General features: G+C 65.9%; 20 protein-coding genes and 1 other RNA gene. 7 read left to right on the plus strand and 14 right to left on the minus strand.

What is annotated here, in order from left to right; all coding sequences use genetic code 11:
* Positions 1-13 precede the first annotated feature (13 nt).
* The gene (locus ACR81A_RS10545; protein WP_202381147.1) at positions 14-634 is read right to left on the minus strand and encodes a TetR/AcrR family transcriptional regulator; all 621 of its coding nucleotides are present in this window, start codon (positions 632-634) and stop codon (positions 14-16) included.
* A 277-nt stretch (positions 635-911) separates the two neighbouring features.
* On the opposite strand from ACR81A_RS10545, the gene ACR81A_RS10550 reads away from it, so the two are divergent.
* A complete protein-coding gene (locus ACR81A_RS10550) occupies positions 912-1,364 on the plus strand; it encodes an SRPBCC family protein (RefSeq protein ID WP_440311775.1) in 453 nt (150 codons plus the stop codon).
* 113 nt (positions 1,365-1,477) lie between these two features.
* Here the strand turns inward: ACR81A_RS10550 and ssrA are convergent.
* From ssrA to yczR, 7 genes are all read right to left on the minus strand, one after another.
* Positions 1,478-1,849, minus strand: a transfer-messenger RNA (tmRNA) gene (ssrA, locus tag ACR81A_RS10555).
* A 152-nt stretch (positions 1,850-2,001) separates the two neighbouring features.
* Entirely contained in the window at positions 2,002-2,628 is a 627-nt protein-coding gene (locus tag ACR81A_RS10560; RefSeq protein ID WP_440311776.1) for a TetR/AcrR family transcriptional regulator, read from the minus strand.
* Positions 2,629-2,664: 36 nt separating this feature from the next.
* Positions 2,665-3,141: an SsrA-binding protein SmpB gene (gene smpB, locus ACR81A_RS10565; protein ID WP_125099511.1), complete on the minus strand. Its 477-nt coding sequence runs from the start codon at positions 3,139-3,141 to the stop codon at positions 2,665-2,667.
* A 120-nt stretch (positions 3,142-3,261) separates the two neighbouring features.
* On the minus strand, positions 3,262-4,176 hold the full coding sequence (gene ftsX, locus ACR81A_RS10570) for a permease-like cell division protein FtsX (RefSeq protein ID WP_440311777.1): 915 nt from the start codon (positions 4,174-4,176) through the stop codon (positions 3,262-3,264).
* Positions 4,173-5,501, minus strand: a complete 1,329-nt coding sequence (ftsE, locus tag ACR81A_RS10575) for a cell division ATP-binding protein FtsE (protein WP_440311778.1) — start codon at positions 5,499-5,501, stop codon at positions 4,173-4,175. The genes ftsX and ftsE overlap by 4 nt, the downstream gene beginning before the upstream one ends.
* 131 nt (positions 5,502-5,632) lie before the next feature.
* On the minus strand, positions 5,633-6,739 hold the full coding sequence (prfB, locus tag ACR81A_RS10580) for a peptide chain release factor 2 (RefSeq protein ID WP_202381143.1): 1,107 nt from the start codon (positions 6,737-6,739) through the stop codon (positions 5,633-5,635).
* A 96-nt stretch (positions 6,740-6,835) separates the two neighbouring features.
* Positions 6,836-8,275 carry a MocR-like transcription factor YczR gene (yczR, locus tag ACR81A_RS10585; protein ID WP_440311779.1) on the minus strand — a complete coding sequence of 480 codons (1,440 nt, stop codon included), beginning with the start codon at positions 8,273-8,275 and terminating at the stop codon, positions 6,836-6,838.
* A 62-nt stretch (positions 8,276-8,337) separates the two neighbouring features.
* On the opposite strand from yczR, the gene yczE reads away from it, so the two are divergent.
* On the plus strand, positions 8,338-8,997 hold the full coding sequence (gene yczE / locus ACR81A_RS10590; RefSeq protein ID WP_202381141.1) for a membrane protein YczE: 660 nt from the start codon (positions 8,338-8,340) through the stop codon (positions 8,995-8,997).
* Positions 8,998-9,067: 70 nt separating this feature from the next.
* Here yczE and ACR81A_RS10595 read toward each other — a convergent pair whose 3' ends face one another.
* The 5 genes from ACR81A_RS10595 to ACR81A_RS10615 all read right to left on the minus strand — a co-directional run bounded on the left by ACR81A_RS10595 (position 9,068) and on the right by ACR81A_RS10615 (position 14,740).
* Entirely contained in the window at positions 9,068-10,489 is a 1,422-nt protein-coding gene (locus ACR81A_RS10595) for an APC family permease (RefSeq protein ID WP_202381140.1), read from the minus strand.
* Positions 10,490-10,672: 183 nt separating this feature from the next.
* Positions 10,673-11,473, minus strand: coding sequence for an ABC transporter permease (locus ACR81A_RS10600; protein ID WP_440311780.1), 801 nt, complete (start codon positions 11,471-11,473; stop codon positions 10,673-10,675).
* On the minus strand, positions 11,470-12,330 hold the full coding sequence (locus tag ACR81A_RS10605) for an ABC transporter permease (RefSeq protein WP_202381139.1): 861 nt from the start codon (positions 12,328-12,330) through the stop codon (positions 11,470-11,472). The genes ACR81A_RS10600 and ACR81A_RS10605 overlap by 4 nt, the downstream gene beginning before the upstream one ends.
* Positions 12,331-12,347: 17 nt before the next feature.
* The gene (locus ACR81A_RS10610) at positions 12,348-13,526 is read right to left on the minus strand and encodes an ABC transporter ATP-binding protein (RefSeq protein ID WP_440311781.1); all 1,179 of its coding nucleotides are present in this window, start codon (positions 13,524-13,526) and stop codon (positions 12,348-12,350) included.
* 2 nt (positions 13,527-13,528) lie between these two features.
* On the minus strand, positions 13,529-14,740 hold the full coding sequence (locus tag ACR81A_RS10615; protein ID WP_440311782.1) for an ABC transporter substrate-binding protein: 1,212 nt from the start codon (positions 14,738-14,740) through the stop codon (positions 13,529-13,531).
* Positions 14,741-15,166: 426 nt separating this feature from the next.
* On the opposite strand from ACR81A_RS10615, the gene ACR81A_RS10620 reads away from it, so the two are divergent.
* Both ACR81A_RS10620 and ACR81A_RS10625 read left to right on the plus strand, forming a co-directional pair.
* Positions 15,167-15,634, plus strand: a complete 468-nt coding sequence (locus ACR81A_RS10620; RefSeq protein ID WP_202381136.1) for an AsnC family transcriptional regulator — start codon at positions 15,167-15,169, stop codon at positions 15,632-15,634.
* Between the two features lie 2 nt (positions 15,635-15,636).
* Positions 15,637-17,031, plus strand: coding sequence for an aspartate aminotransferase family protein (locus tag ACR81A_RS10625; RefSeq protein ID WP_202381135.1), 1,395 nt, complete (start codon positions 15,637-15,639; stop codon positions 17,029-17,031).
* Between the two features lie 575 nt (positions 17,032-17,606).
* Here the strand turns inward: ACR81A_RS10625 and rpsO are convergent.
* Positions 17,607-17,876 carry a 30S ribosomal protein S15 gene (rpsO, locus tag ACR81A_RS10630; protein ID WP_202381134.1) on the minus strand — a complete coding sequence of 90 codons (270 nt, stop codon included), beginning with the start codon at positions 17,874-17,876 and terminating at the stop codon, positions 17,607-17,609.
* 235 nt (positions 17,877-18,111) lie between these two features.
* Between rpsO and ACR81A_RS10635 the strand changes: the two genes are divergently transcribed.
* The 3 genes from ACR81A_RS10635 (at position 18,112) to ACR81A_RS10645 (ending at position 21,533) form a co-directional block, all read left to right on the plus strand.
* The gene (locus tag ACR81A_RS10635; protein ID WP_202381133.1) at positions 18,112-19,353 is read left to right on the plus strand and encodes an ammonium transporter; all 1,242 of its coding nucleotides are present in this window, start codon (positions 18,112-18,114) and stop codon (positions 19,351-19,353) included.
* A 9-nt stretch (positions 19,354-19,362) separates the two neighbouring features.
* The gene (locus ACR81A_RS10640) at positions 19,363-20,199 is read left to right on the plus strand and encodes an inositol monophosphatase family protein (protein WP_202381132.1); all 837 of its coding nucleotides are present in this window, start codon (positions 19,363-19,365) and stop codon (positions 20,197-20,199) included.
* 134 nt (positions 20,200-20,333) lie between these two features.
* Positions 20,334-21,533 carry an ABC transporter substrate-binding protein gene (locus ACR81A_RS10645; RefSeq protein ID WP_440311783.1) on the plus strand — a complete coding sequence of 400 codons (1,200 nt, stop codon included), beginning with the start codon at positions 20,334-20,336 and terminating at the stop codon, positions 21,531-21,533.
* Positions 21,534-21,551 lie beyond the last annotated feature (18 nt).

The following is a 21,551-nucleotide window of genomic DNA, read 5'->3' on the forward strand; positions in this document are numbered from 1 at the left end:
GTGCGCGGGCTACTCAGAGCGTGGGATCGGACGTCGGCGGCGCATCTCTGAGCAGCCCCGCGAGCAGGTCGTCGAGCGTGGAGAGCAGGTGGGCGCGCCGGTCGACGTCTTCGGGCAGCGTGGCGAGCGCGGCACTCAGTCGAGGGTGCGCCGTCGCCGAAACTTCGCCCGCCTGGAAGGGCGGGGCGAGGAGGTCAAACGCCGCCCCGATGACGATCGCGTCGATCGTGCCGATGAGCGGCAACACCCGGTCGTCCGGGATGCCAAGGCTGTGCAGCGTGGCCGCGAGATCCTCGTAGAGCCAGGTGAGCTCATCGTCCTGGAAGGGCTCGGTGATCAGATAGGGCACGAGCGCCGGGATTTCGGCAGCAAAGACCGCGTACGAGCGCACGATGAGCGAAAGCCGTTCGCGCCCCAAGCTGTCGCCGAGCTCTTCGCGCAAGCGCTGAATCCAGTCGCGGCGCAGCAGGTGCACAATCGCACCCTTTGAGGGCACGTGGTGGTAGATCGAGGAGACGCGCACGTCGAGCTCGCGGGCGAGCTGAGCGAGCGTGAAGTCGCCGTCAGCACTCAGGCGACGCACCGCGTCAAGAATGCGGGCTTCGCTGAGCAGCGGGGTGTGCGGTCGCGCCATTGCGGGTCCAATCGTCGGGGTGCCCCCACCATAATCGAACGCCGCTCGGTTAAGCAAACCAAACGCCGCTCGATTTACTCCTCCCCACCCCGTCCGCTCCCCACCCCACCGATTCGGGGTCACTTCGGCAGGGTGTCGCGAGTCCCGCACACCCGACACCCTGCCGAAGTGGCCCCGATTCGAGGGACAGGGGAACAGAGAGGCGGGAGACGTCGGTGGCCCGCGCTATGCTCACATCACCGGGCTCTCGCCCTCACCCCGACGATCGGAGCACCCCATGACCGGAGTCACCGCCGCAGGCATCGAGATCGACCGCACCACCACCGCGCAGCCGGAGGCCGTGTTCGCGGCGTTCAGCGAGGCCGCTGCCTTTGCGCGTTGGTTTGGTGGCCCGGATGTCGAGGTACCGGCCGACCGCCTGGACTTTGACGCCATCGAGGGCGGCGCGTGGACCGCCACGATGATCCTGCCCGATGGCAACACCATCGACTGGGCCGGCAGCTTCGTCGAGGTCGCCCCGCCGCACCGTTTCACCTTCACACTCACCGACCAGCCGGGGCCCGACGCGCTCCAGGTTCCGGTTGCGGTCGGCATCATGCCCGCGGATGGCGGCGCGTCCATCCACCTGACGCAAGAGACCCCCGACTTTCCGCATGAGCAGAAGGCCGCAACGCTGGAGGGGTGGCAGCTGTTCATCGACGAGGTGCTGCGGATCGCTGAGGCGGCGTAACGCGCCGCGCACACAACACCACGCGGAGAGCACAGCGTTGCCCGCAAACAGCACAACGCCCCCGGATCTGCGATCCGGGGGCGTTGTGTAATTCCAAGGTGTGATGTGAGCACTGGTGGAGCCGCGGGGAATTGAACCCCGGTCCACTTCGATGATTCCATGCCTTCTACGGGTGTAGTTCGTGCAAGCGTTCTACTCGGCCTCGCCCTTTGTCACGAACACCTAGTGCGACAGGCCCAGCCTCAGAAAAAGTCCCCACACGCCCTGAGACGCAGCGTGCGAGCAAGCCCTCTAGATGACGCCAGGAAACCGGGGCGAAGGCGTACCCGGCCTGACGGACTCGGTCTCGTGCTTAGGCAGCGAGAGCGAAGTCGGTGCGCTTAGAAGTTGCACCTATTGATTGCGAAGGGCGTTAACGAGATAACTTCGCGTCCTCGACCCGCTTCTCACAGTCTCAAATCGACGTGTCGAAACCGATCGGCCCCCTGTGACACCGAACCCGGTGCACATTTGGGGTGTTCACATCACACTCTGGAATTATCACCCGACGCGTGCGCCGGAACACTCATTCTAGCACCGCGCACCCAAGAACGCTCACTGCCCACGTCCGCTGTCTGCGAAGCTCGCAGCTCACAATTCACAGTGGCGAACGGAGCCCCAGCGTCCAGCCGCACACATCGGCGACAAACCCGCCGTACGCGGGCTCCTCAAGCACCGCAGGGCTGTTCGCGTACGCCCCCAAACCGTCGACGGCCATCCAGATCCGAATACACGCGGCCCGCGGATCCGCAGCGGCGAACTCGCCCGCCGCGTTTCCAGCCTCAATGAGCGCGGTCAGCCGATCCTCGTCGAGGCCCTCCTGCTGGGCAATGGCTTCCGCGAGCGCGGGCTGGAATCGTGCGAGGTGGCGCGCATTCAGCCACAGCCTGCCGAGCGCGCGAGCCTCGACACTCTCCACGCGCGCCACGAATTCAGCAAGACGCGCGCGCGGCGCCCCTGAGGCAACGAACAGCCGATCCCGCTCGCGCGAGACCGCACGAGCGAATGCCTCACCCACGAGCTCCCCGACCACCGGGAAGTAGTGGCCGATCAGCCCCGGACGCACGCCAAGCCCCGCCGCAACCTCGCGCAGGGTGATGCGCTCAAGCCCCTGTGCGAGCGCGATGCGCGACGCCTCCTCGAGGATCTCTTCGCGCCGCTCCCCCGGAGCCTTGCGCACGCGCGTGGCAGGCTCAGCCGCCTCGCCGGGCTCGGGCCGCGTCATCCGCTGACCCGGCTTGCCACAGCGCGCCGCACGACGCTAGTCACCCATCTGGTTGCGCTGGCGCATGGCGCGCTCAGCCTCGCGAGTGTCCTGGCGCTCGCGGAGCGTCTGTCGCTTGTCGTATTCCTTCTTGCCCTTTGCGAGCGCGATCTCAACCTTTGCGCGGCCATCCAGGAAATATAGGCGCAGCGGCACGATCGTCATGCCGCCCTCCCGGGTCTTCTGGTACAGCTTGTCGATCTGCTGCCGGTGCAGCAGCAGCTTCCGCTTGCGGCGCGGCGCGTGATTCGTCCACGAACCGTTCAGGTACTCGGGAATGTACGCGGCGTCGAGCCACGCCTCGCCCCGCTCGATGAACACGTAACCATCGACGAGCGACGCGCGCCCCATGCGCAGCGACTTCACCTCGCTGCCGGTGAGCACCATCCCCGCCTCGTAGGTGTCGAGAATGTGGTACTCGTGCCGGGCCTTCTTGTTGGAAGCAATCAGCTTCTCGCCGGTCTCCTTGGGCACGGTCACATCCTCTCTCGGGTGGTGCGCGCCGGGCGCGCGCAAGGATCCAGCCTAGCGGAGCGCGGGATGCAGCGCACCCCACGCCCCGCGCGGCTGTTCGCGCTGGTGCTTCGCCCCGCGCTAGACGCGGAGGTAGCGCGTGATCGCGATCTTCGCGGCGATCGCGGAGAGCACCACGCCCACCAGGATCAAGATCGGCGGCACGATGAGCGATTGCTCAACCGTGATGTAGCTCGTAAACGGCACTTCCTTCACGAGGAAGCCCTGCACGAAGAACTTCACGATCGCCACGGACGCGGCGCTCGCGAGCACCGCACCAATCAATGCCGCAATGATGCCTTCGAGGATGAACGGGGTTTGAATGAAGCGGTTCGACGCGCCAACGAGACGCATGATCCCAATCTCCCGACGCCGCGAGTATGCGGACAAGCGGATCGTGGTCGAGATCAGCAGCATCGCCGCGACGAGCATCAGTCCAGCAATCGCGATGGCGGTGTAGCTCGCCACCCCGAGGAAGAGGAAGATCCGATCGAGCAAGCTGCGCTGATCGGACACGCTCTGCACCCCGGGAATCCCGGTGAAGGTCTCGGTGATGATGTCGGAGCGCGAGGGATCAGTGAGCTTCACCCAGAAGGTCTGGTTCAGCTGCTCGGGCTTCGTAATGTCGACGATCGGGTTGCCCTCGAACTGCTTCTTGAACTCCTCGAACGCCTGCTCGTGCGTCACGAAGAAGTAGTCGTCAACATAGGGCGCGAGCGTGTCAGACTTCAGCGCGGCTTCGACCGCGGCGATCTCCTCCTCGCCCGCGTCCGTGCCTGAGCAGGTAGCGCTCTGATCAGCGTCCGTGCAGAGGTAGACGGCCACCTGCGCACGGTCGTACCAGAACGTCTTCATCTGCTGCACCTGCAGCTGCATGATGATCGCGGCGCCCACGAAGGTGAGCGACACAAACGTCACGAGGATCACCGAGATGACCACGGACATGTTGCGGCGCAGGCCATTCCAGACCTCGCCGAGTACGAGCCCCACTCTCATCGAACCGGCCCCACATCTGTCTGATCGTCATCGTTACGGTCGAGCCCGAGGTGCGCGGCGAGGTTGCCGGTCTCGGACATTTCAATGGGGTCGAGCGGACGCCCCGGATCCAGGAACGCGGGAATCCGCTTCGCCTGCGGGCCACCATCGGCGCGCACCGTCTGGTCGAAGTCGGTGCCGTCGATCTCATCGTCTTCCGGCCCGAACGGCTGCGGCTCCTCGAACACCGAGGCTTCGGGGCCACGCGGTTCGGGTGCCTGCGGCGCCTGCGGCTCCGCAATGACGGGAACCGCGGGAAGCGTCTCGGGGTCAACCGGCTCGGCAGGCTCGGCCGCAACGGTCTCTCGATCGGGATCGCGAAGCGCCGAGTCAGCAGCCTCTGCTGCACGCGCAGACTCGTCGGCAACGGGAGCGGCCTCGGGGGTGGCAGCAGGCGCGGAGACTGTGTTCGAGGCTGAGCCCTGATCCGAAGCTGCGGGTTCCGTACCAGCTCCCCCGTGCGCGAGCGCCGCTGCGCCCGCGGTGGCGACAGCGGCAGCGCGCGCGATCTCCTCGGGTGCGAGCGCCGCGCGCACCACAGCCTCGGTGGTGCGCAGCACCTGCACGCCGGCCGCAGAAAGGTCAGCGACCGGGATCGATGCGGTCTCGCCGTAACCGCCGCCCACCTCGTCGCGCACAACAACACCCTGCGAGAGCTCGACCACGCGCTGCTGCATGATGTCCACGAACGTGGCCTCGTGCGTCGCCATGACGACGGTGGTGCCCGCTGCGTTGATCGCGCGGAGCAGCTGCATGATGCCGAGACTCGTCGCCGGGTCGAGGTTGCCCGTCGGCTCATCGGCGAGGAGGATCGCCGGCTTGTTCACGATGGCGCGCGCGATCGCGACACGCTGCTGCTCACCGCCCGAGAGCTCGTGCGGGTAGCGCTTCGCCTTATTCGCGAGACCGACCATCTCGAGTGTGTCGGGGACGGCCTCCTGGATGAAGCCGCGCGACTTGCCGATCACCTGCAGCGAGAACGCCACATTGTCGTACACGGTCTTGTTCGTGAGCAGGCGGAAGTCCTGGAACACCGTGCCCAGGTTGCGCCGGAAATACGGCACCTTTCGCGAGGAGATCTTGCTGAGGTCCTGCCCCAGCACGTGGATCTTGCCCGCGCTGGGCTGGTCCTCGCGCAGGATGAGGCGCAGGCAGCTTGACTTGCCGGAACCGGACGCGCCCACGATAAACACGAACTCGCCACGGTCGACCTGCAGGTCGATACCGTCGAGCGCTGGTTTCGCGGTGCCCCGGTACTTCTTGGTGACGTTCTCAAAGAGGATCATGACGATTCGACCCTACGCCCCCAGCGCGCGCGCCCGCTGCAGGCGCGCTGGGATACGCGGGGACCTCTCGGTTTCGCGGCGCCCAACCAACCAGCACAGCGCAGCCGAGCGCGGGTTGATCCGCGGAGCAGCTAGTCCTTCTTGAGCGAGCGCCAGCGGATACCGGCCGCGATGAACCCGTCGAGATCCCCGTCGAACACGGCGTCGGGCTGCGACGACTCGTGGCCCGTGCGGAGGTCCTTGACGAGCTGCTGGCCGTACAGGAAGTAGGAGCGGATCTGGTCACCCCAGCTGGCGGTGACGCTGCCGGCGAGCTCCTTCTTCTTGGCGGCCTCCTGCTCGCGCTGCAGGAGGAGCAGGCGGGTCTGGAGCACGCGCATCGCGGCGGCACGGTTCTGGATCTGCGACTTCTCGTTCTGCATCGACACGACGATGCCGGTCGGGATGTGCGTCAGGCGCACCGCCGAGTCCGTCGTGTTCACCGACTGTCCGCCGGGGCCCGAGGAGCGGTACACGTCCACGCGAATCTCGTTCTCGGGGATCTCGACCTGCGTCGCCTCCTCGAGCAGCGGGATCACCTCGACGCCGGCGAAGCTCGTCTGGCGCTTGTCGGCCGAGCCGAACGGGCTGATGCGCGCGAGGCGGTGTGTGCCGGCCTCGACCGAGAGCGTACCGAAGGCGTACGGGGCATCCACCTCGAAGGTGGCCGACTTGATTCCTGCGCCCTCCGCATAGGAGGTGTCGAGCATCTTCGTCTTGTATCCGCGGTGCTCCGCCCAGCGCAGGTACATGCGCAGCAGCATCTCTGCAAAGTCGGTGGCGTCGTCGCCGCCGGCGCCCGAACGAATCGTGACGACCGCAGACCGCTCGTCGTACTCCCCGGAGAGCATGGTCTGCACCTCGAGGTTCTGAATGACCGTCTCGAGCGCTGCGAGTTCCGCGGTTGCCTCGGCGCCCGACTCCTCGTCCTCCATTTCGAGGGCGAGCTCGACGAGCACCTCGAGGTCGTCGAGGCGGGATTCGACGGCGCGCAGTCGCTTCACCGTTGCCTGGCGGTGCGACAGTCCGCTCGTCACCTGCTGCGCAGCGGCGGGGTCGTCCCACAGATCCGGCGCCGCGGCCTGCTCCTCGAGCTCCACGATCTCGCGATCCAGCTTTTCGAGGTCGAGCACGGCGGCGATGTCTGCGTAGGTTGCGCGCAGCGAACGGATGCGGGCGCTGAAATCAAGTTCGAGCATGATCCTCGAGTCTACCGCCCTGCGCCCCTGCTCCGACGTCGCTTTCTCACGCTGGCGCCGCGGACACATGCCGCGGCGGGCCCACGCGGCGCGGGATCAGATCACTGCGTCGCTCTCGTGCAGCACGGGCGCCGCAGCTGGCGCCGCCCCGCGGGCGGCGGCCAGCACCTCGACGGCGGTGACGAGATCCGCTTCTGGCGCGGTGAACGGGAGCCGCACGAAGCGCTCGAAGACGCCCGGGCTCCCAAAGCGCGGTCCGGGCGTGAGCCGCACGCCGCGGCGTGCGGCCTCGCGGCTAAGCGCCGTGCTGCGCTGCTCACCGATATCCACCCAAGTGCACACGCCTCCCGCCGCGGGGCTTGCCGCCCACCCCGGCAGGCGGGCCGCGATCTGTTCGGAGAGCAACCGGTGCTTGGCGGTGAGCTCGCGGCTGCGGTCGGCGAGGATCTCGTCGTAGCGTTCGAGCGCGAGGGCCGCCGTTGCCTGCTCCCACGCGCCCGTGCCGAGGTCACTCACGCGCCGGGCGGCCTCGAGCCGCGCAATCAACTCGGGCGTCGCCCGGATCCACCCGACCCGCAATCCGCCCCACACCGTCTTCCCCAGGGACCCAATCGTGATGATGGCGTCTCGCTGGTGCGGCAGCTCGGCGGCCGCGGCGAAGGGTTCGACCAGGCGCGACTCCCCGAGCACGAGCTCTGCCGTGGTCTCGTCAGCGATCACGTGCGTGCCGGCGGCGCTGAGCGCATGGATCAGGCGGCTGCGCAGCTCGCGCGGCATGCTGAGCCCCGTCGGGTTGTGATGATCCGGGATCAGGTACGCGAGGCGCGGCGCCACCCGCGCGGCGATGTCGAGCATTGCGGCCGCATCGTAGTCGAGACGACCAACGGGCAGTTCGGCCACAAGCGCACCCGTTGCGGCGAGCGCCTCGCGCGCGTGCGGGTAGCTCGGCGATTCGATGAGCGCGCGGTCACCACGGGCAAGCAGCGTGCGCGCGACGAGGAAGATCGCGTGCTGCGCGCCGAGCGTCACCATGATCTGCTCGGGCGAGGTGGCGAGCCCGCGCCGGGTGAAGCGCTCGGCGATCGCTTGCCGCAGCTCGGGCAGCCCGACGGTGTCGTAGCCCGGCTGCGCAAATAGCCCGGGGAACTCGGTGGTGGCGCGCGCTCCCAGCGCTGGGAGCCCCTCCCACCCGGCGGGGCAGGCGGTCGAGAGATCGACGTGCAGCTCTCCCCCGGGCTCCTGCAGCGAGGGCCCACCCTCAGGGCGCGGGGCTCGCACGACCGTGCCGGATCCGCGGCGCGACAGAGCGGTGCCGCCCTCGCGTAGACGACGGTAGCCCGCGGCGACCGTCGTGCGGCTCACCCCCAGCGCCTCGGCGAGCGGCCGCTCGGCGGGAAGCGCGGTGCCCGCGGGGATCGCGCCGTCGCGCACGAGCAACCCGATGCTGTCGCTCAGCTCCTCGTACCCGTGGCCCGCGCCACGCCACTCCCCAAGCAGCTGGGAGAGCCGACGTGCGGAGAGTCGCTGCGCAATCATGGGGCCACTATACGCAGATTGGCATCTTGAGCACCAGGCCAAAATGAAGTGGACTGATCCACATGCTTGCACGACTCTCACGACTCATCCCCGGACTCCTCCTTTACGGCATCGCCGACGCGTTCATGATTCGCGCGGCCGTCGGAGTCGACTCGTGGACGGTCTTTGGGCAGGGCGTCGCGCTGCACACCGGACTGAGCATCGGCCTCCTCACGAACATCATCGGGCTCTGCGTGCTCCTCCTCTGGATCCCTCTCCGCCAGCGCCCCGGCCTCGGCACCATCCTGAACATCCTGCTCGTCGGGCCGGGAATCGACCTGGGCCTCTGGCTGCTCCCTGCTCCCGAGGCCTTGTGGGCGCGCATCGCGTTCTTCGCGATCGGCCTGCTCCTTCTCGCGGTCGCGAGCGGCATCTACATTGGCGCACACCTCGGCCCCGGCCCGCGCGACGGTCTCATGACCGGCATCCACGCTCGCTTTGGCACCCCGCTCTGGATCGGCCGGACGGGCGTCGAGCTCACCGTGCTGCTGATCGGCTGGCTGCTCGGCGGCAACGTCGGCCTCGGGACAGTCGCGTTCGCGCTGCTCATCGGACCGCTGTGCGGGATCACGCTGCCGCTCTTCGATCCCGAGCGACGACGCGCGGACCGCCTCGCTCGCGCGGCCGCGGCCGACCCGGCGCGTTCTGCCACCCCTACCGGCGAGATCCCGCTCCCCGCGTAGCGCGTGCACGGCAAAACGGCGGCGGCCCCCGCAGATCTCTCTGCGGGGGCCGCCGCCGTTCGCACGCGAACTAGTCGAGCTCGTCGACCGGCACCTTGTTGTAGCCGGTGACGGGCTGGCTCTCGTCGAAGCCGGCGACCTTCCGCTTGAAGCCCTTCGTGAGGAACACGAGGTATGCCAGTCCGATGAGGGTCCAGATCACACCGCCGATGAGCGCGTCAGCGTGGAGGTTCGCCCACAGCACGCCGGTGAGCGCCGTGCCGATGCCGGGCATCACAATGAACTTGAAGATGTCACCCGGGGTCTTGCGGCGACCCTGGCGAATCGCGAACCAGGCGATCACCGAGAGGTTCACGAATGTGAATGCGATGAGCGCGCCGTAGTTGATGAACGCGGCGATCATCTCGAGCGTGAACGCGATGGCGAGCAGGCACACGAGGCCGGTCAGCACGATGTTGAAGGTCGGGGTGTGCGTCTTCGGGTTGATGTAGCCGAAGAACTTCTTCGGGAGCACGTTGTTGCGGCCCATCACGAGCAGCATGCGCGACACCGAGGCGTGCGAGGCGAGACCCGACGCGAGGGTCGCGGCGAAGCCGGCCGCCGTGAGCACGGCCTGCAGCACCGGGCCACCAACGAAGTTGCCGATGAGCGGCAAGGTCGAGTCCTCGACATACTGCATGTCGCCGCCCGGCGCGAAGACCTCCCAGTCAGGGAAGCGCAGCTGGGTGAAGTAGCCCGCGATGAGGAAGATCGCACCGCCGAGCACCACGGTGAGCAGGATGGCCCGGGGCACAATCTTCGGGCTCTTCGCCTCCTCGACGTACATGGTCACCGCGTCGAAGCCGATGAAGGAGAAGCAGACAATCGTGGCGCCCATGAGCACGGCACCCATCGTGACCCCGTCATGAATGAACGGCTGCATCGACGCGACCGAGCCGACGCCCTCGCCACCCGCGAGCTGCGCCCACACCATCACCACGAACACCGTCATGACGATGATCGAGAAGACGAGCAGAATCATGTTGACGTTCGAGGTGCCGCGCATCGTGAGGTAGATGACCCCCGTGACGAGGATGCAGTAGAGCACCACCCAGATCCAACCGGGGATCCCGGGGAACACGGCCTCAAGGTAGCTGCGGATGATGAGGCAGTTCACCATGGGCAGCAGCATGTAGTCGATGAGCGACGTCCAGCCGACGATAAAGCCGACGTTCGGGTGCATCGACTCCTTGACGTAGGTGTACGCGGAGCCTGCGCTCGGGATCGCTCCCGCCATCTTGCCGTAGCTGACCGCGGTGAACACCATCACGATGAGTGCCACGAGGTATGCGAGCGGCACAACATTGTTCGTGTCGCGAGCCACCATGCCGAAGGTGTCAAACACCACGGTCGGCGTCATGTAGCCGAGGCCGAGGCCGACGATTGCCCACAGGCCGAGGTTCCGTTTGAGCGACCCGCCGCGCTTGGCAGCAGGCATCAACGTCTTCGTCATGTGCTCTCCTCAAAAAAGAAGGGTCGCACCGGGGCCTCTGCGCCTCGCTGCGACATGGGGTGGAGTGGGATCGTGTCCCGCCGGCACTTATCCTCCACCCGCGAGCCTCCTGACGCAAAAGGACACCCGGGGGGCCGAAGATTCTTCGGCCCCCCGGGTGCAGCGTTATCGCAGATCACAGCGCTACTGGCGCTGCAACCGCTTTTGCTTGTTGATGTTCACCATCTGCACGATGATCACCAGCGCAAGCGCGCCGAAGAACACGATGGATGCGAGCACGTTCGCCTGCGCGGGCACGCCCTTCAGCGCGGACACGTAGATGAACTTCGGGAAGGTGGTCGCCGTGCCCGAGTTGAAGTTCGTGATGATGAAGTCATCGAACGACAGCGCGAAGCTGAGCAGCGCAGCACCGATGATGCCCGGCATGAGCATTGGAAGTGTGATGCGCCAGAACACCTGGCCGGGTGACGCGTAGAGATCTCGCCCTGCTTCTTCGATCGCCGGGTTCAGGCTCGCAACGCGCGCCTTCACCGCCACCACCACGTACGAGATGCAGAACATCGTGTGCGCGAGGATGATCGTGCCGAGGCCCTTCTCCACACCGGCGAGCAGGAACTGCGCGGCGAGACCGGCTCCGAGCACCACCTCAGGGGTTGCCATCGGGGTGAACAGGAGCAGGCTGATCGTCGAGCGGAACTTGAAGCGGTACCGCACGAGGGCGAGCGCGATCATCGTGCCGAGCACCGTTGCGATCACGGTAGCGACGACGCCGACGAGGATCGAGTTGCCGAACGCTGTACACACCTGCGGAGCGCCACACGGGTTCTGCCAATTGTCGAGCGTGAAGCCACGCCACAGGATGTTGTTGCGCCCCGCATCGTTGAACGAGAACACGATCACATGGACGATCGGGGTCAGCAAGTAGATGAGCGCGATCGAGGCAACGACGGGTACGAACGCCTTGCCGAGAGTAAAGCCCTTCACAGCAAATCCTCCGCCCCGCTCTTGCGCACGTAGCTCGCAACAATCACGAGAATCACCACCATCAGGATGATCGACAGCGTTGCCGCCATCGGATAGTTCTGTGTTTGCAGGAAGTTCGACTCGATCACGTTGCCGATCATGGTCGTCGACGTGCCACCGAGGAACTCTCGGGATGCGTTCACGTAGTCACCGGACATCGGGATGAAGCTGAGCAGCGTTCCCGATACGACGCCCGGCATCGACAGCGGCAGGGTGACCCGCCGGAACGTCGTCACCGGTGAGGCGTACAGATCCGATCCCGCTTCGAGGAGCCGCAGGTCGAGCGCCTGCAGCGAGGAGAACATCGGCAGCACCATGAACGGAATGAAGTTGTAGACCAAACCGAAGATCACGGAGAAGTGCGTGCCGACGAGCTCACTCGGCAGGATCGACTTCCACGCGAGGGTGCGCAGCAGGAAGCTGATGAAGAACGGAGCGACCACCAGGATCAGCAGGATTCCCTGCAGCATGGGCCGCGAACGCACCTTCACCCCGATGAGGTACGCCACCGGGTAGCTGATGCAGAGCCCAATGATCGTCGCCACGATCGCATAGATAAAGGAGCGCAGCAGGTGCGGCCAGTACTCCTGGAGCGCGGCCCAGTAGTTCGAGAACTGCAGCGCAGCCACGTACTGGCCGATGCCTCCGCTGTCAGCGGGCGCCTGCAGCGACGTGATCGCCAGCTGCACGAACGGCGCCACAAAGAACAACAGCATGTAGGCAATGCCGGGGGCAAGCAGCAGGAGCGCAACCCAGCCCCGCTTGCGCGGAGCCTGTTCGACAGCCTGCGTGTTGCCCGAAAAGGCGGTAAAAGCCATAGCCTCTCCCCCCTTCGCTACCCGAGCGCCGCCTGGGCGGCAATCGCCCGGGTGGAATCCTCGGTGGTGAGCGCGCCCGTGTCGAGCCGGTCGTCGGCAAGCCCGAAGGTGTGCTCCGTGAGCCAGCTCAGCCACACCTCGTCGCCGAGGCGCGCAGCGGGGCCGGCTTGCAGGTTCTGCGCAAACACCTGGAGCGGGCCGGCACCCGGCACCTCGACGGTGTACTGCGTGCTCACACCGATGAACGACACATCGGTGATGCGGCCGGGGCCGACCACGTTGCGCGATGCGTCTGGCTCCGGCGGCGTCATGGTGAGCGACAGCTTCTCGGGTCGCACCCCGATGGTGATCGAGCCCGAGTCGCGCTGCGTGCGTGCTTTCGGCACGGACAGGAGGGTGCCGTCCATATCCGTGTGCACGACCTGGTCCGTGCCGCCGACCACATCGACGTGGAACAGGTTCGACTGGCCAAGGAAGTTCGCAACGAACACCGTGCGCGGCAGCTCGTACAGTTCCTCGGGCGCACCCATCTGCTCGATCCGCCCCTTGTTCATCACGGCCACGGTGTCAGCCATGGTCATGGCCTCCTCCTGATCGTGCGTGACGTGGAGGAAGGTGAGCCCCACCTCCTGCTGAATCTGCTTCAGCTCCTGCTGCATCTGGCGACGCAACTTGAGGTCGAGCGCGCCGAGCGGCTCGTCGAGGAGCAGGAGTGCGGGGCGGTTCACAACTGCGCGGGCGAGTGCCACGCGCTGCTGCTGACCGCCCGAGAGCTGCGCGGGCTTGCGGTCCGCAATGTGGTCGAGCTCCACGAGACGGAGCGCCTCGTGGGCCTTCGCGGTCGCGTCGCCGATCTTGCGGCGGCGCAGCCCGAACGCGACATTCTCCAGGATCGTCATGTGCGGGAACAGCGCATACGACTGGAACACCGTGTTGACCGGACGCTTGTGCGGCTTTAGCGCACTCACGTCTGTGCCGCCGATCAGGATCCGACCCTCAGTCGGGTCTTCGAGCCCCGCGACGAGTCGCAGGGTGGTCGTCTTGCCGCAGCCGGACGGGCCGAGCAGGGCAAAGAACGATCCCGCGGGGATGGTGAGGTCGAGGTGCTCGATCGCGGTGAACCCCGGGAACCGCTTCTGGATGCCGACCAGTTCGAGGTCGGCGCCGGACTCTGCAAATGAACCGTGTGCTGCCATGATCACAGCCCCAGCACGTTCTGGAACGCGGTGGAGTACTTCTTGTCTTCCTCTGCCGTCAGTGTGCGGAATGTGTGGAGGTGCTTCCAGTCCTCTTCGCTCGGGAAGATCAGCGGGTTGTCGGCGTTCTCCGGGTTCACCTTCTGCATGGCCTCCTGCGTGCCCTTCACTGGGGGCACGAATGTCACGTAGTCCGCGACCTCCGCCATCACTTCCGGGTCGTAGTAGTAGTTGATCATCTCCTCGACCTTGGCTTTCGCCTCGGGGGTCGTGCCGTTCGGCACCGTGAACGAGTCGGCCGCGATCATGCCGCCCGACTCGGGGATCTCGAGCGTCCACTGATTGTCGTTCTCGGTGTTCAGCATGATGACGTCACCCGTCCATGCCATGGCCGCGAGCGCGTCACCCCGAATGAGGTCCTGCGTGTAGCTGTTGCCCTTCACGTTGCCGATCTGGCCGCTCTGCAGCGCATCGTCGAGCCACGCAAGGGCCGCGTCGAACTCCTTGTCGCCCCACGCACCATTGGGATCGGTGCCGAGGCCAGCCATGACCATGCCCATGGTGTCGCGCATTTCGCTGAGCACGACCACCTTCCCCTTGAGTTCCGGGCGCAGGAAGTCGTCGAGCGTCTTGATGCCCTTCGGCACTTCCTTCGTGTTCCACACCCAGCCCGACGCGGGCAGCTGCCACGGGATCGTGAACTTTCGGCCCGGATCCACATCGAGCGCGTCCCACTGGGCGTCGACGAGGTTCGCCTTCACGTTCGGCAGGTTTGCGTAGTCAAACTCCTGGACCTGCTCGTCCTGGATCAGGCGCGCGTTCATCCAGTCGGTGAACGTGATCGTGTCGTAGCCCGTGAACTGACCGAGCTTCAGCTGATCCTTGATCTTGCCGTAGAACGTGTTGTTGTCATCGATGTCCTCGATGTAGTCAACCGTGAAGCCGGCCTGCTCCATGAATGCGTCGAGTGACGGGTATGACTGGGTCTGCTCATCAAAATCGAGGTAGTAGGTCCAGTTGCCCCACGCGATACCCTCGCCGCCTTCACCTCCTCCTCCACCGCCGGAATTCGGGGCGCAGGCGGCGAGACCGAGTGCGCTAGCTCCTGCGGCGCCGGCCGCAGCGCCGCGCAGCAGCTGGCGACGGTTGAGCTGTGCGCCGCGAAGCATCTGCACAATACTCCGAACGATCGGGTCTTCAGGCTGACGGACCATGAGAGATCTCCCTTGGTTTCTCATAGGCGAACCGACAGTCGCACAAACGGCGACACTGCCGGGTGGTGACACTGAGACTGTCACAGACAGTGACTCGATGCAAAGAAGATAACCTCTGGAACCGGAATTCTTCATGAAACGGTTACATTTTGTGCGAAATGAAGAGCACGAATCGCTGGCCCGGGTACGCCCGCAATTGGCGTGGTTCGGCTGCGGAGCAGAGCTGCAAGTTCACCGAACGGACCAGGGAAAAAGGTGGAAGCGCGCGGGGCCCAGGGTTATGCTCGGCAGTGCGGCGATCCCGCGCCGTTGTGCACCCATCGCGCGCGCCCGCTCCTCGCCTAAAAGGGCGAAATCAACAGAAATCGTCTCCGTTATCTTCGGATTCCTTTGCTTTTTCAGGTTCTCACTGCAAGAATCAGTAACGTGAGCAGCAAACGCACGTCGCAGGCTCTCGACCCAACGTCGAAGGCGATCATCGAGCAACTTCAGCGCGATGGCCGCCGCTCGTACGCGGAGATCGGGAAAGCGGTCGGCCTCAGTGAGGCCGCCGTGCGTCAGCGCGTGCAAAAACTCACGGATACCGGGGTCATGCAGATCGTTGCAGTGACCGATCCCATGCGCCTCGGCTTTACCCGCCAGGCAATGCTCGGTATCCGGGTCTCCGGCGACACCCGTGTCGTCGCTGATCAGCTCTCCGCCATCCCCGAGATCAGCTACGTCGTGCTCAGCGCAGGCTCCTTCGACATTATCGTCGAGGTGGTGTGTGAGGATGACGACGGACTCATCGAGCTTCTCAACGAGAAGATTCGTGCGGTCGAAGGCGTCGCGGCGACGGAGACGTTTGTATACCTCCAACTCACCAAACAGAAATACGATTGGGGAACAAGATAACCATGTCATTCGATCCCACTGCGGCGGTTGACACCGCGGCGCTCCAGGCTTCGGCCAAGCGCCACATGTGGCCGCACTTCACGAACCGCAAGGTGCTGAACGACGGCATCCCCGTCATCACGCGCGCCGAGGGCCACCACATCTACGATGCTGCTGGCAAGGAGTACATCGACGGCCTTGCAGGTCTCTTCGTTGTGAACGCTGGCCACGGCCGCGATCGCATCGTTCAGGCAGCAGCCAAGCAGATGAAGCAGCTCGACTTCATGCCGATCTGGTCCTACGGCCACCCGGCAGCCATCGAGCTCTCGGAGCGTCTCGCTTCGTACGCTCCCGGCGAGATGAACAAGGTCTTCTTCACCACCGGTGGTGGCGAGGCTGTGGAGTCGGCATTCAAGCTGGCGAAGCACTTCTGGAAGATCAAGGGCCAGCCGATGAAGCACAAGGTCATCTCGCGTTCGGTTGCCTACCACGGCACCCCGCAGGGCGCCCTGGCGATCACCGGTATCCCCGACATGAAGAAGTTCTACGAGCCGCTGACCCCCGGTGGTCACCGCGTGCCCAACACGAACTTCTACCGTGCTGAGGAGATGGGCGCTCCGTCCAACGACCTCGAGGCATTCGGCCAGTGGGCAGCAAACCGCATCGAGGAGGCGATCCTCTTCGAGGGCCCCGAGACCGTTGCTGCTGTCTTCCTTGAGCCCGTGCAGAACTCCGGTGGCTGCTTCCCGCCGCCCCCCGGATACTTCAAGCGCGTGCGCGAGATCTGCGACCAGTACGACGTGCTGCTCGTTTCGGACGAGGTCATCTGTGCCTACGGCCGCGTGGGCGACTTCTTCGCCTCGAAGGCGCTCGGCTACGAGCCCGACATCATCACCTCGGCGAAGGGCATCACCTCGGGCTACGTCCCCCTCGGTGCCATGATCGTCTCGGACAAGGTGTCGGAGCCCTTCAACTCGGAGGACAACACCTTCTACCACGGCTTCACCTTCGCTGGTCACCCGGCGGCAGCTGCTGCGGCCCTCGAGAACCTCGACATCTTCGAGGAAGAGGACCTCAACGGCCGCGTGCGCGAGAACAGCCCGCTGTTCCGCGCCGAGCTCGAGAAGCTGCTCGACATCGACATCGTCGGTGACGTGCGTGGCGAGGGATACTTCTTCGGCATCGAGCTTGTCAAGGACAAGGCGACCAAGGAGACCTTCAACGAGGAGGAGTCGAACCGACTGCTCCGCGACTACCTCTCCCCCGCGCTGTGGGACGCCGGCCTGTACTGCCGCGCCGACGACCGTGGAGACCCCGTCATCCAGCTCGCTCCGCCGCTGACCATTGGTCCGGCTGAGTTCGCAGAGATCGGCGGCATCCTGCGCAGCGTCCTGAAGGACGCGTCCTCGAAGATCTAAGTTCTTCACGGACTGCCAGAACGGCCCCCTCGCTTCGGCGAGGGGGCCGTTCCCGTTGTGGCCCGCCCGTGTCGCACGCGCAGGTAGCTGCCGGGTGCAGTCCGAAGGCCGCGAGCCTCTCGCCGAGCGCTCGCGGCCATCCCGGTCCGGGTGGCAGCCACTCAAGGTGCTGCAGCACCTCGGTTCGCCAAACCTTTGTCTCGGTCGCCCTGCCAAACTTGTTGTTCAGCCGCGACCCCGCGTCCAGCACCACTGCGGCTTGCTCGTCACTCGCGGTCCGTCCGACATCGATGAGTGTTCGGAGCAGGCCGGTGCACTTCACGCCTGCCACGGTGACGATGTCCGCCTCAGCGAGCTCCAGCCGGTGGCGCTGTACCGCGGCACAGCTCGGCGTCTCTGATCCCGATCGATCCGGCTGGGCGCCGCTGGGGACAGAGCGCGCCGCAGCTCAGCTCAGCTCAGCTCAGCTCAGCTCAGCTCAGCACCCCCGCACCGAGCCCCGGGAACGCGGAAGCGCCCGCCACCACAGGGGTGACGGGCGCTTCGCAGAAAGTCAGCTGACGATCAGCCGCAAACTATCGGCGCAGGCCGAGACGCTCGATGAGCGAACGGTAGCGCGTGATGTCCACGTTCTGGAGGTAGCTCAGCAGGCGACGGCGCTGACCTACGAGCAGCAGGAGGCCACGACGCGAGTGGTGGTCGTGCTTGTGCTCCTTGAGGTGCTCGGTCAGGTCCTTGATACGCTGCGTGAGCATAGCAACCTGCACCTCGGGGGAACCGGTGTCGCCGGGCTTGGTTGCGTACTCGTCGATGATCGCCTTCTTGACGTCTGCTTCCAGTGCCATAGGGATCCCCTTCCTGTTGCTGCGCGGCGCCGTCAGCGGGATGCTGGGGCTCTCTTTATCCGCGGCCGTTAAACGGCAACCTGTACATCTTAGCACCCCGCGCTCCCCCACGAAACACGACCGTGACGCACTCGACCCCGAACTGAGATCGCGCGGGAACCCTCGCGAAACGGCGCGCCCGCACACTGGTGCCACAACAGATTCCCGGGCCCGCCCCGGGGGAAGGTGGTGCCGCATGGAACAGCTCACTCCGCACGACGTCTGGGTGCTTGCCAGCTCAGCCCTCGTGCTCGTCATGACCCCCGGCCTCGCGCTGTTCTACGGGGGCCTCGTGCGGGTCCGCTCGGTGGTCAACATGATGCTCTTCAGCATCAGCGCGATGGGAGTCGTCGGCGTGCTCTGGATCCTCGTTGGCTACGGGATGAGCAGCTTTGCCGCGGGCGAGGGCGGCTGGGCTGGAAACCCCGCGGCTGACCTCGGGCTGCTTCACACCGATCCGGCCGAGTTCATCGGCCTCGGCTTCGGATCCACGTTTGCAATGATCGCCACGGCCCTCATCTCGGGGGCGATCGCTGATCGGGTCGGCCTCGGCTCCTGGGTGATCTTCGCTGGCCTGTGGGCAACACTCGTGTACTTCCCCGTCGCGGCGTGGGTGTGGGGCGGGGGCTGGATCCAGAACCTCGGTACCGCGCTCGGCACCCCGGAGGTCATCGACTGGGCGGGCGGCACCGCGGTGCACATCAACGCGGGGGCCGCAGCGCTCGCCCTCGCGCTCGTCGCCGGCAAGCGCACCGGCTTCGCCCCGGGCTCGCACCGCCCGCACAGCCTGCCGCTCGTAACGATCGGCGCGGCGCTCCTCTGGTTCGGCTGGATTGGCTTCAACGCGGGCGCCGCAGACACGCCGGGCACGGCCGGCCTCATCCTCGTGAACACGATTGGGGCGCCGGCGGCGGCGATCCTGGGCTGGCTTGCAACGGACCGACTGCGCGGCAAGAAGCCCTCGGTTGTCGGTGCCACCTCGGGCGCCGTGGCGGGCCTCGTCGCGATTACCCCAGCCTGCGCCGATCTCGCGCCGCTCTGGGCGCTGCTGCTCGGGCTCCTCGCCGGGGCAATCTGCGCGCTCGCAATCGACTGGAAGTACCGACTGGGCTTCGATGACTCGCTCGATGTCGTGGGCCTCCACCTCGTTGCGGGAGTGCTCGGCACGCTCTACCTCGGGTTCTTCGCGAGTGAAGGGCGCGGCCTCCTCGTGGGTGGCGACGCCGGCCTCCTTCTCGTGCAGACCATCTCGGTGCTCGGCGTCATGCTCTACTCCTTCGTCGTGTCCCTCGCGATCGCGGGCGCGGTCCGGGCGCTGACTGGACTGCGGGTGCCACCTCGCATGGAACAGCTTGGGATCGATGCCACCGCCCACGGAGAAGACGCCTACGCGCTCGACGTCGCGCCGAGCCTCCCCGCCGCCACGGCACGGCGGTAGGCTCAAGGTATGACTGATGCGCAGGCCCCCACTGTTTCCGCCGCAGAGCTCAGCGCGATCGCAGCGCGCATCGCCGTGGACACGGGCCGGCGCATCCAGGAACTGCGTGCGGCGGGCGTGGACGTCGCGGCAAGCAAGTCGAGCATCACCGACGTCGTCACCGCCGCGGACCGCGAGGCCGAGGAGCTGGTCGTCCGGGCGCTGCGCGCTGCGCGCCCGGACGACGGAATCTTGGGCGAGGAGGGCGCTGGTGTGGAGGGCACGTCGGGCATCACCTGGGTTGTCGACCCCATCGATGGCACCGTGAACTACCTCTACGATCTGCCCGTGTACGCGGTGAGCATTGCGGCGACGGTCGCGGACCCCACGGCGATGGCAGATGGCCGTCGCGGTATTGCCGGGGCCGTGTACGCGCCGCGGCTCGACGAGCTGTTCGAGGCCCACGAGGGCGGCGGCGCGCGCCTCAATGGGAAGGAAATCTCGATTTCCGGCAACACTGAACTCGCCACCTCGCTCGTGGGCACGGGATTCGGCTACACCGTTGAGCGCCGCATCGAGCAGGCCGCGATGGTGTCCCGGCTCCTCCCCCGAGCACGCGACATTCGCCGCCTCGGCTCCGCAGCCTACGATCTGTGCTCCTTCGCGGCGGGGAGGCTCGACGCATTCTTCGAGCGCGGCCTGCAGCCCTGGGACTATGCAGCCGCCGCGCTTATCGCGCGCGAGGCCGGCGCCTCGCTGATCGGCCGCGATGACGCGACGCCGCCCGGAGAGCCGCTGCTCTTCGCGGCCGCGCCCGAACTCGTCCACGAGCTGCGCGACGTGGTGCTCGGCGCGGCCGAAGCGTAGGCCACTCGACGCCGGGGTGGCGCGTCGACACTCCGTTCGTCAACGATCCTGACACGAGCATTTACGTTCCCGCACCAGATGTGTGAGGATGGGGCCAGCACACCTTTCCGCTGCCTGTTTCCAAAGGAGGAAACATGTCCCACTCGACGTCCGATCCCGTCGTCCAGGAACTTGTCCGCCGCGCACGCGCCGCTCAGCTCAGCCGGAGGCAGCTGCTGCGCGGTTCCGCATTCGGCGCGGCCATGATTGGGGCGGGGTCCCTCGCCGCATGCTCGGGTCAGAGCGGCCCGGGCGACGGTTCCGGCGGCACGCTGCGCTGGGCCAACTGGACCTACTACCTCGACTACGACGAGAACACGGGCGATTGGCCGTCCCTGAACGAGTTCATGGAGCGCACGAACATCAACGTCGAGTACTACGAGGACATCGACGACAACAAGACCTTCATCGCGAAGATCAAGGACCAACTGAAGCTCGAGCAGGATACGGGGTACGACCTCATCGTGCCGTCGGACACGACCACCGTGCGCCTGGTCGAGCAGGATCAACTTCTCGAGTTCGATCGCTCGCTCATGCCGAACGTCGACGCCAACATGATCGACATGGTGAAGCACGCAAGTTTCGATCCCGATCGAGTCTGGTCGGTTCCCTACCAGGCGGGCATGACCGGCCTCGTCTACAACACCCAGCTCTACCCCAAGGGCGTGCGGGAGGTCTCCGATCTGTGGGCCCCCGAACTCAAGGGCAAGGTCAACCTCCTCACCGAACAGGATGACACGCTCGCCCTCATCATGCTCGAGCAGGGTGTAGACATCGAGGGCAATTGGGGTGACCCCGAGTTCGAGGCCGCACTTGCGGTCGCGAAGAAGCACATCGACAGTGGCCAGGTGTCGACGGTGAAAGGAAACTCATACACGCAGGATCTGGAACAGGGCAATGTGTGGGCTGGCATGTGCTGGTCCGGTGACATCGCCATCCTCAACGAGGAGGCCGGCGAGGAGATCTGGAAGTTCGTCGTGCCCGAGTCGGGCGCGTCCGTCTTCATCGACTCCTTCTCGATGCCGAAGGCCACGCAGGCGTTCGAGCAGGCCCACGAGCTCGTCGACTACTACTACGAGCCCGAGGTCGCAGCTCAGGTTGCCGAATATGTGCAGTACGTCTGCCCAGTGGCCGGCGCGCAGGAGGAGATGGCGAAATTGAACCCGGAGCTCGCTGAGAACCCGCTCATCTTCCCCGACGAGGAGATGTCCAAGCGAATCTTTGACATGCGCTCGCTCACCGCGGAGGAAGACAACCGCTACACCCAGGCGTTCCAGAAGGTACTCGGCAACTAGCGCGCAGAGACGCCAAAG

This window comes from Leucobacter chromiireducens (assembly GCF_051993095.1).
Taxonomy (GTDB): Bacteria; Actinomycetota; Actinomycetes; order Actinomycetales; family Microbacteriaceae; genus Leucobacter; species Leucobacter chromiireducens.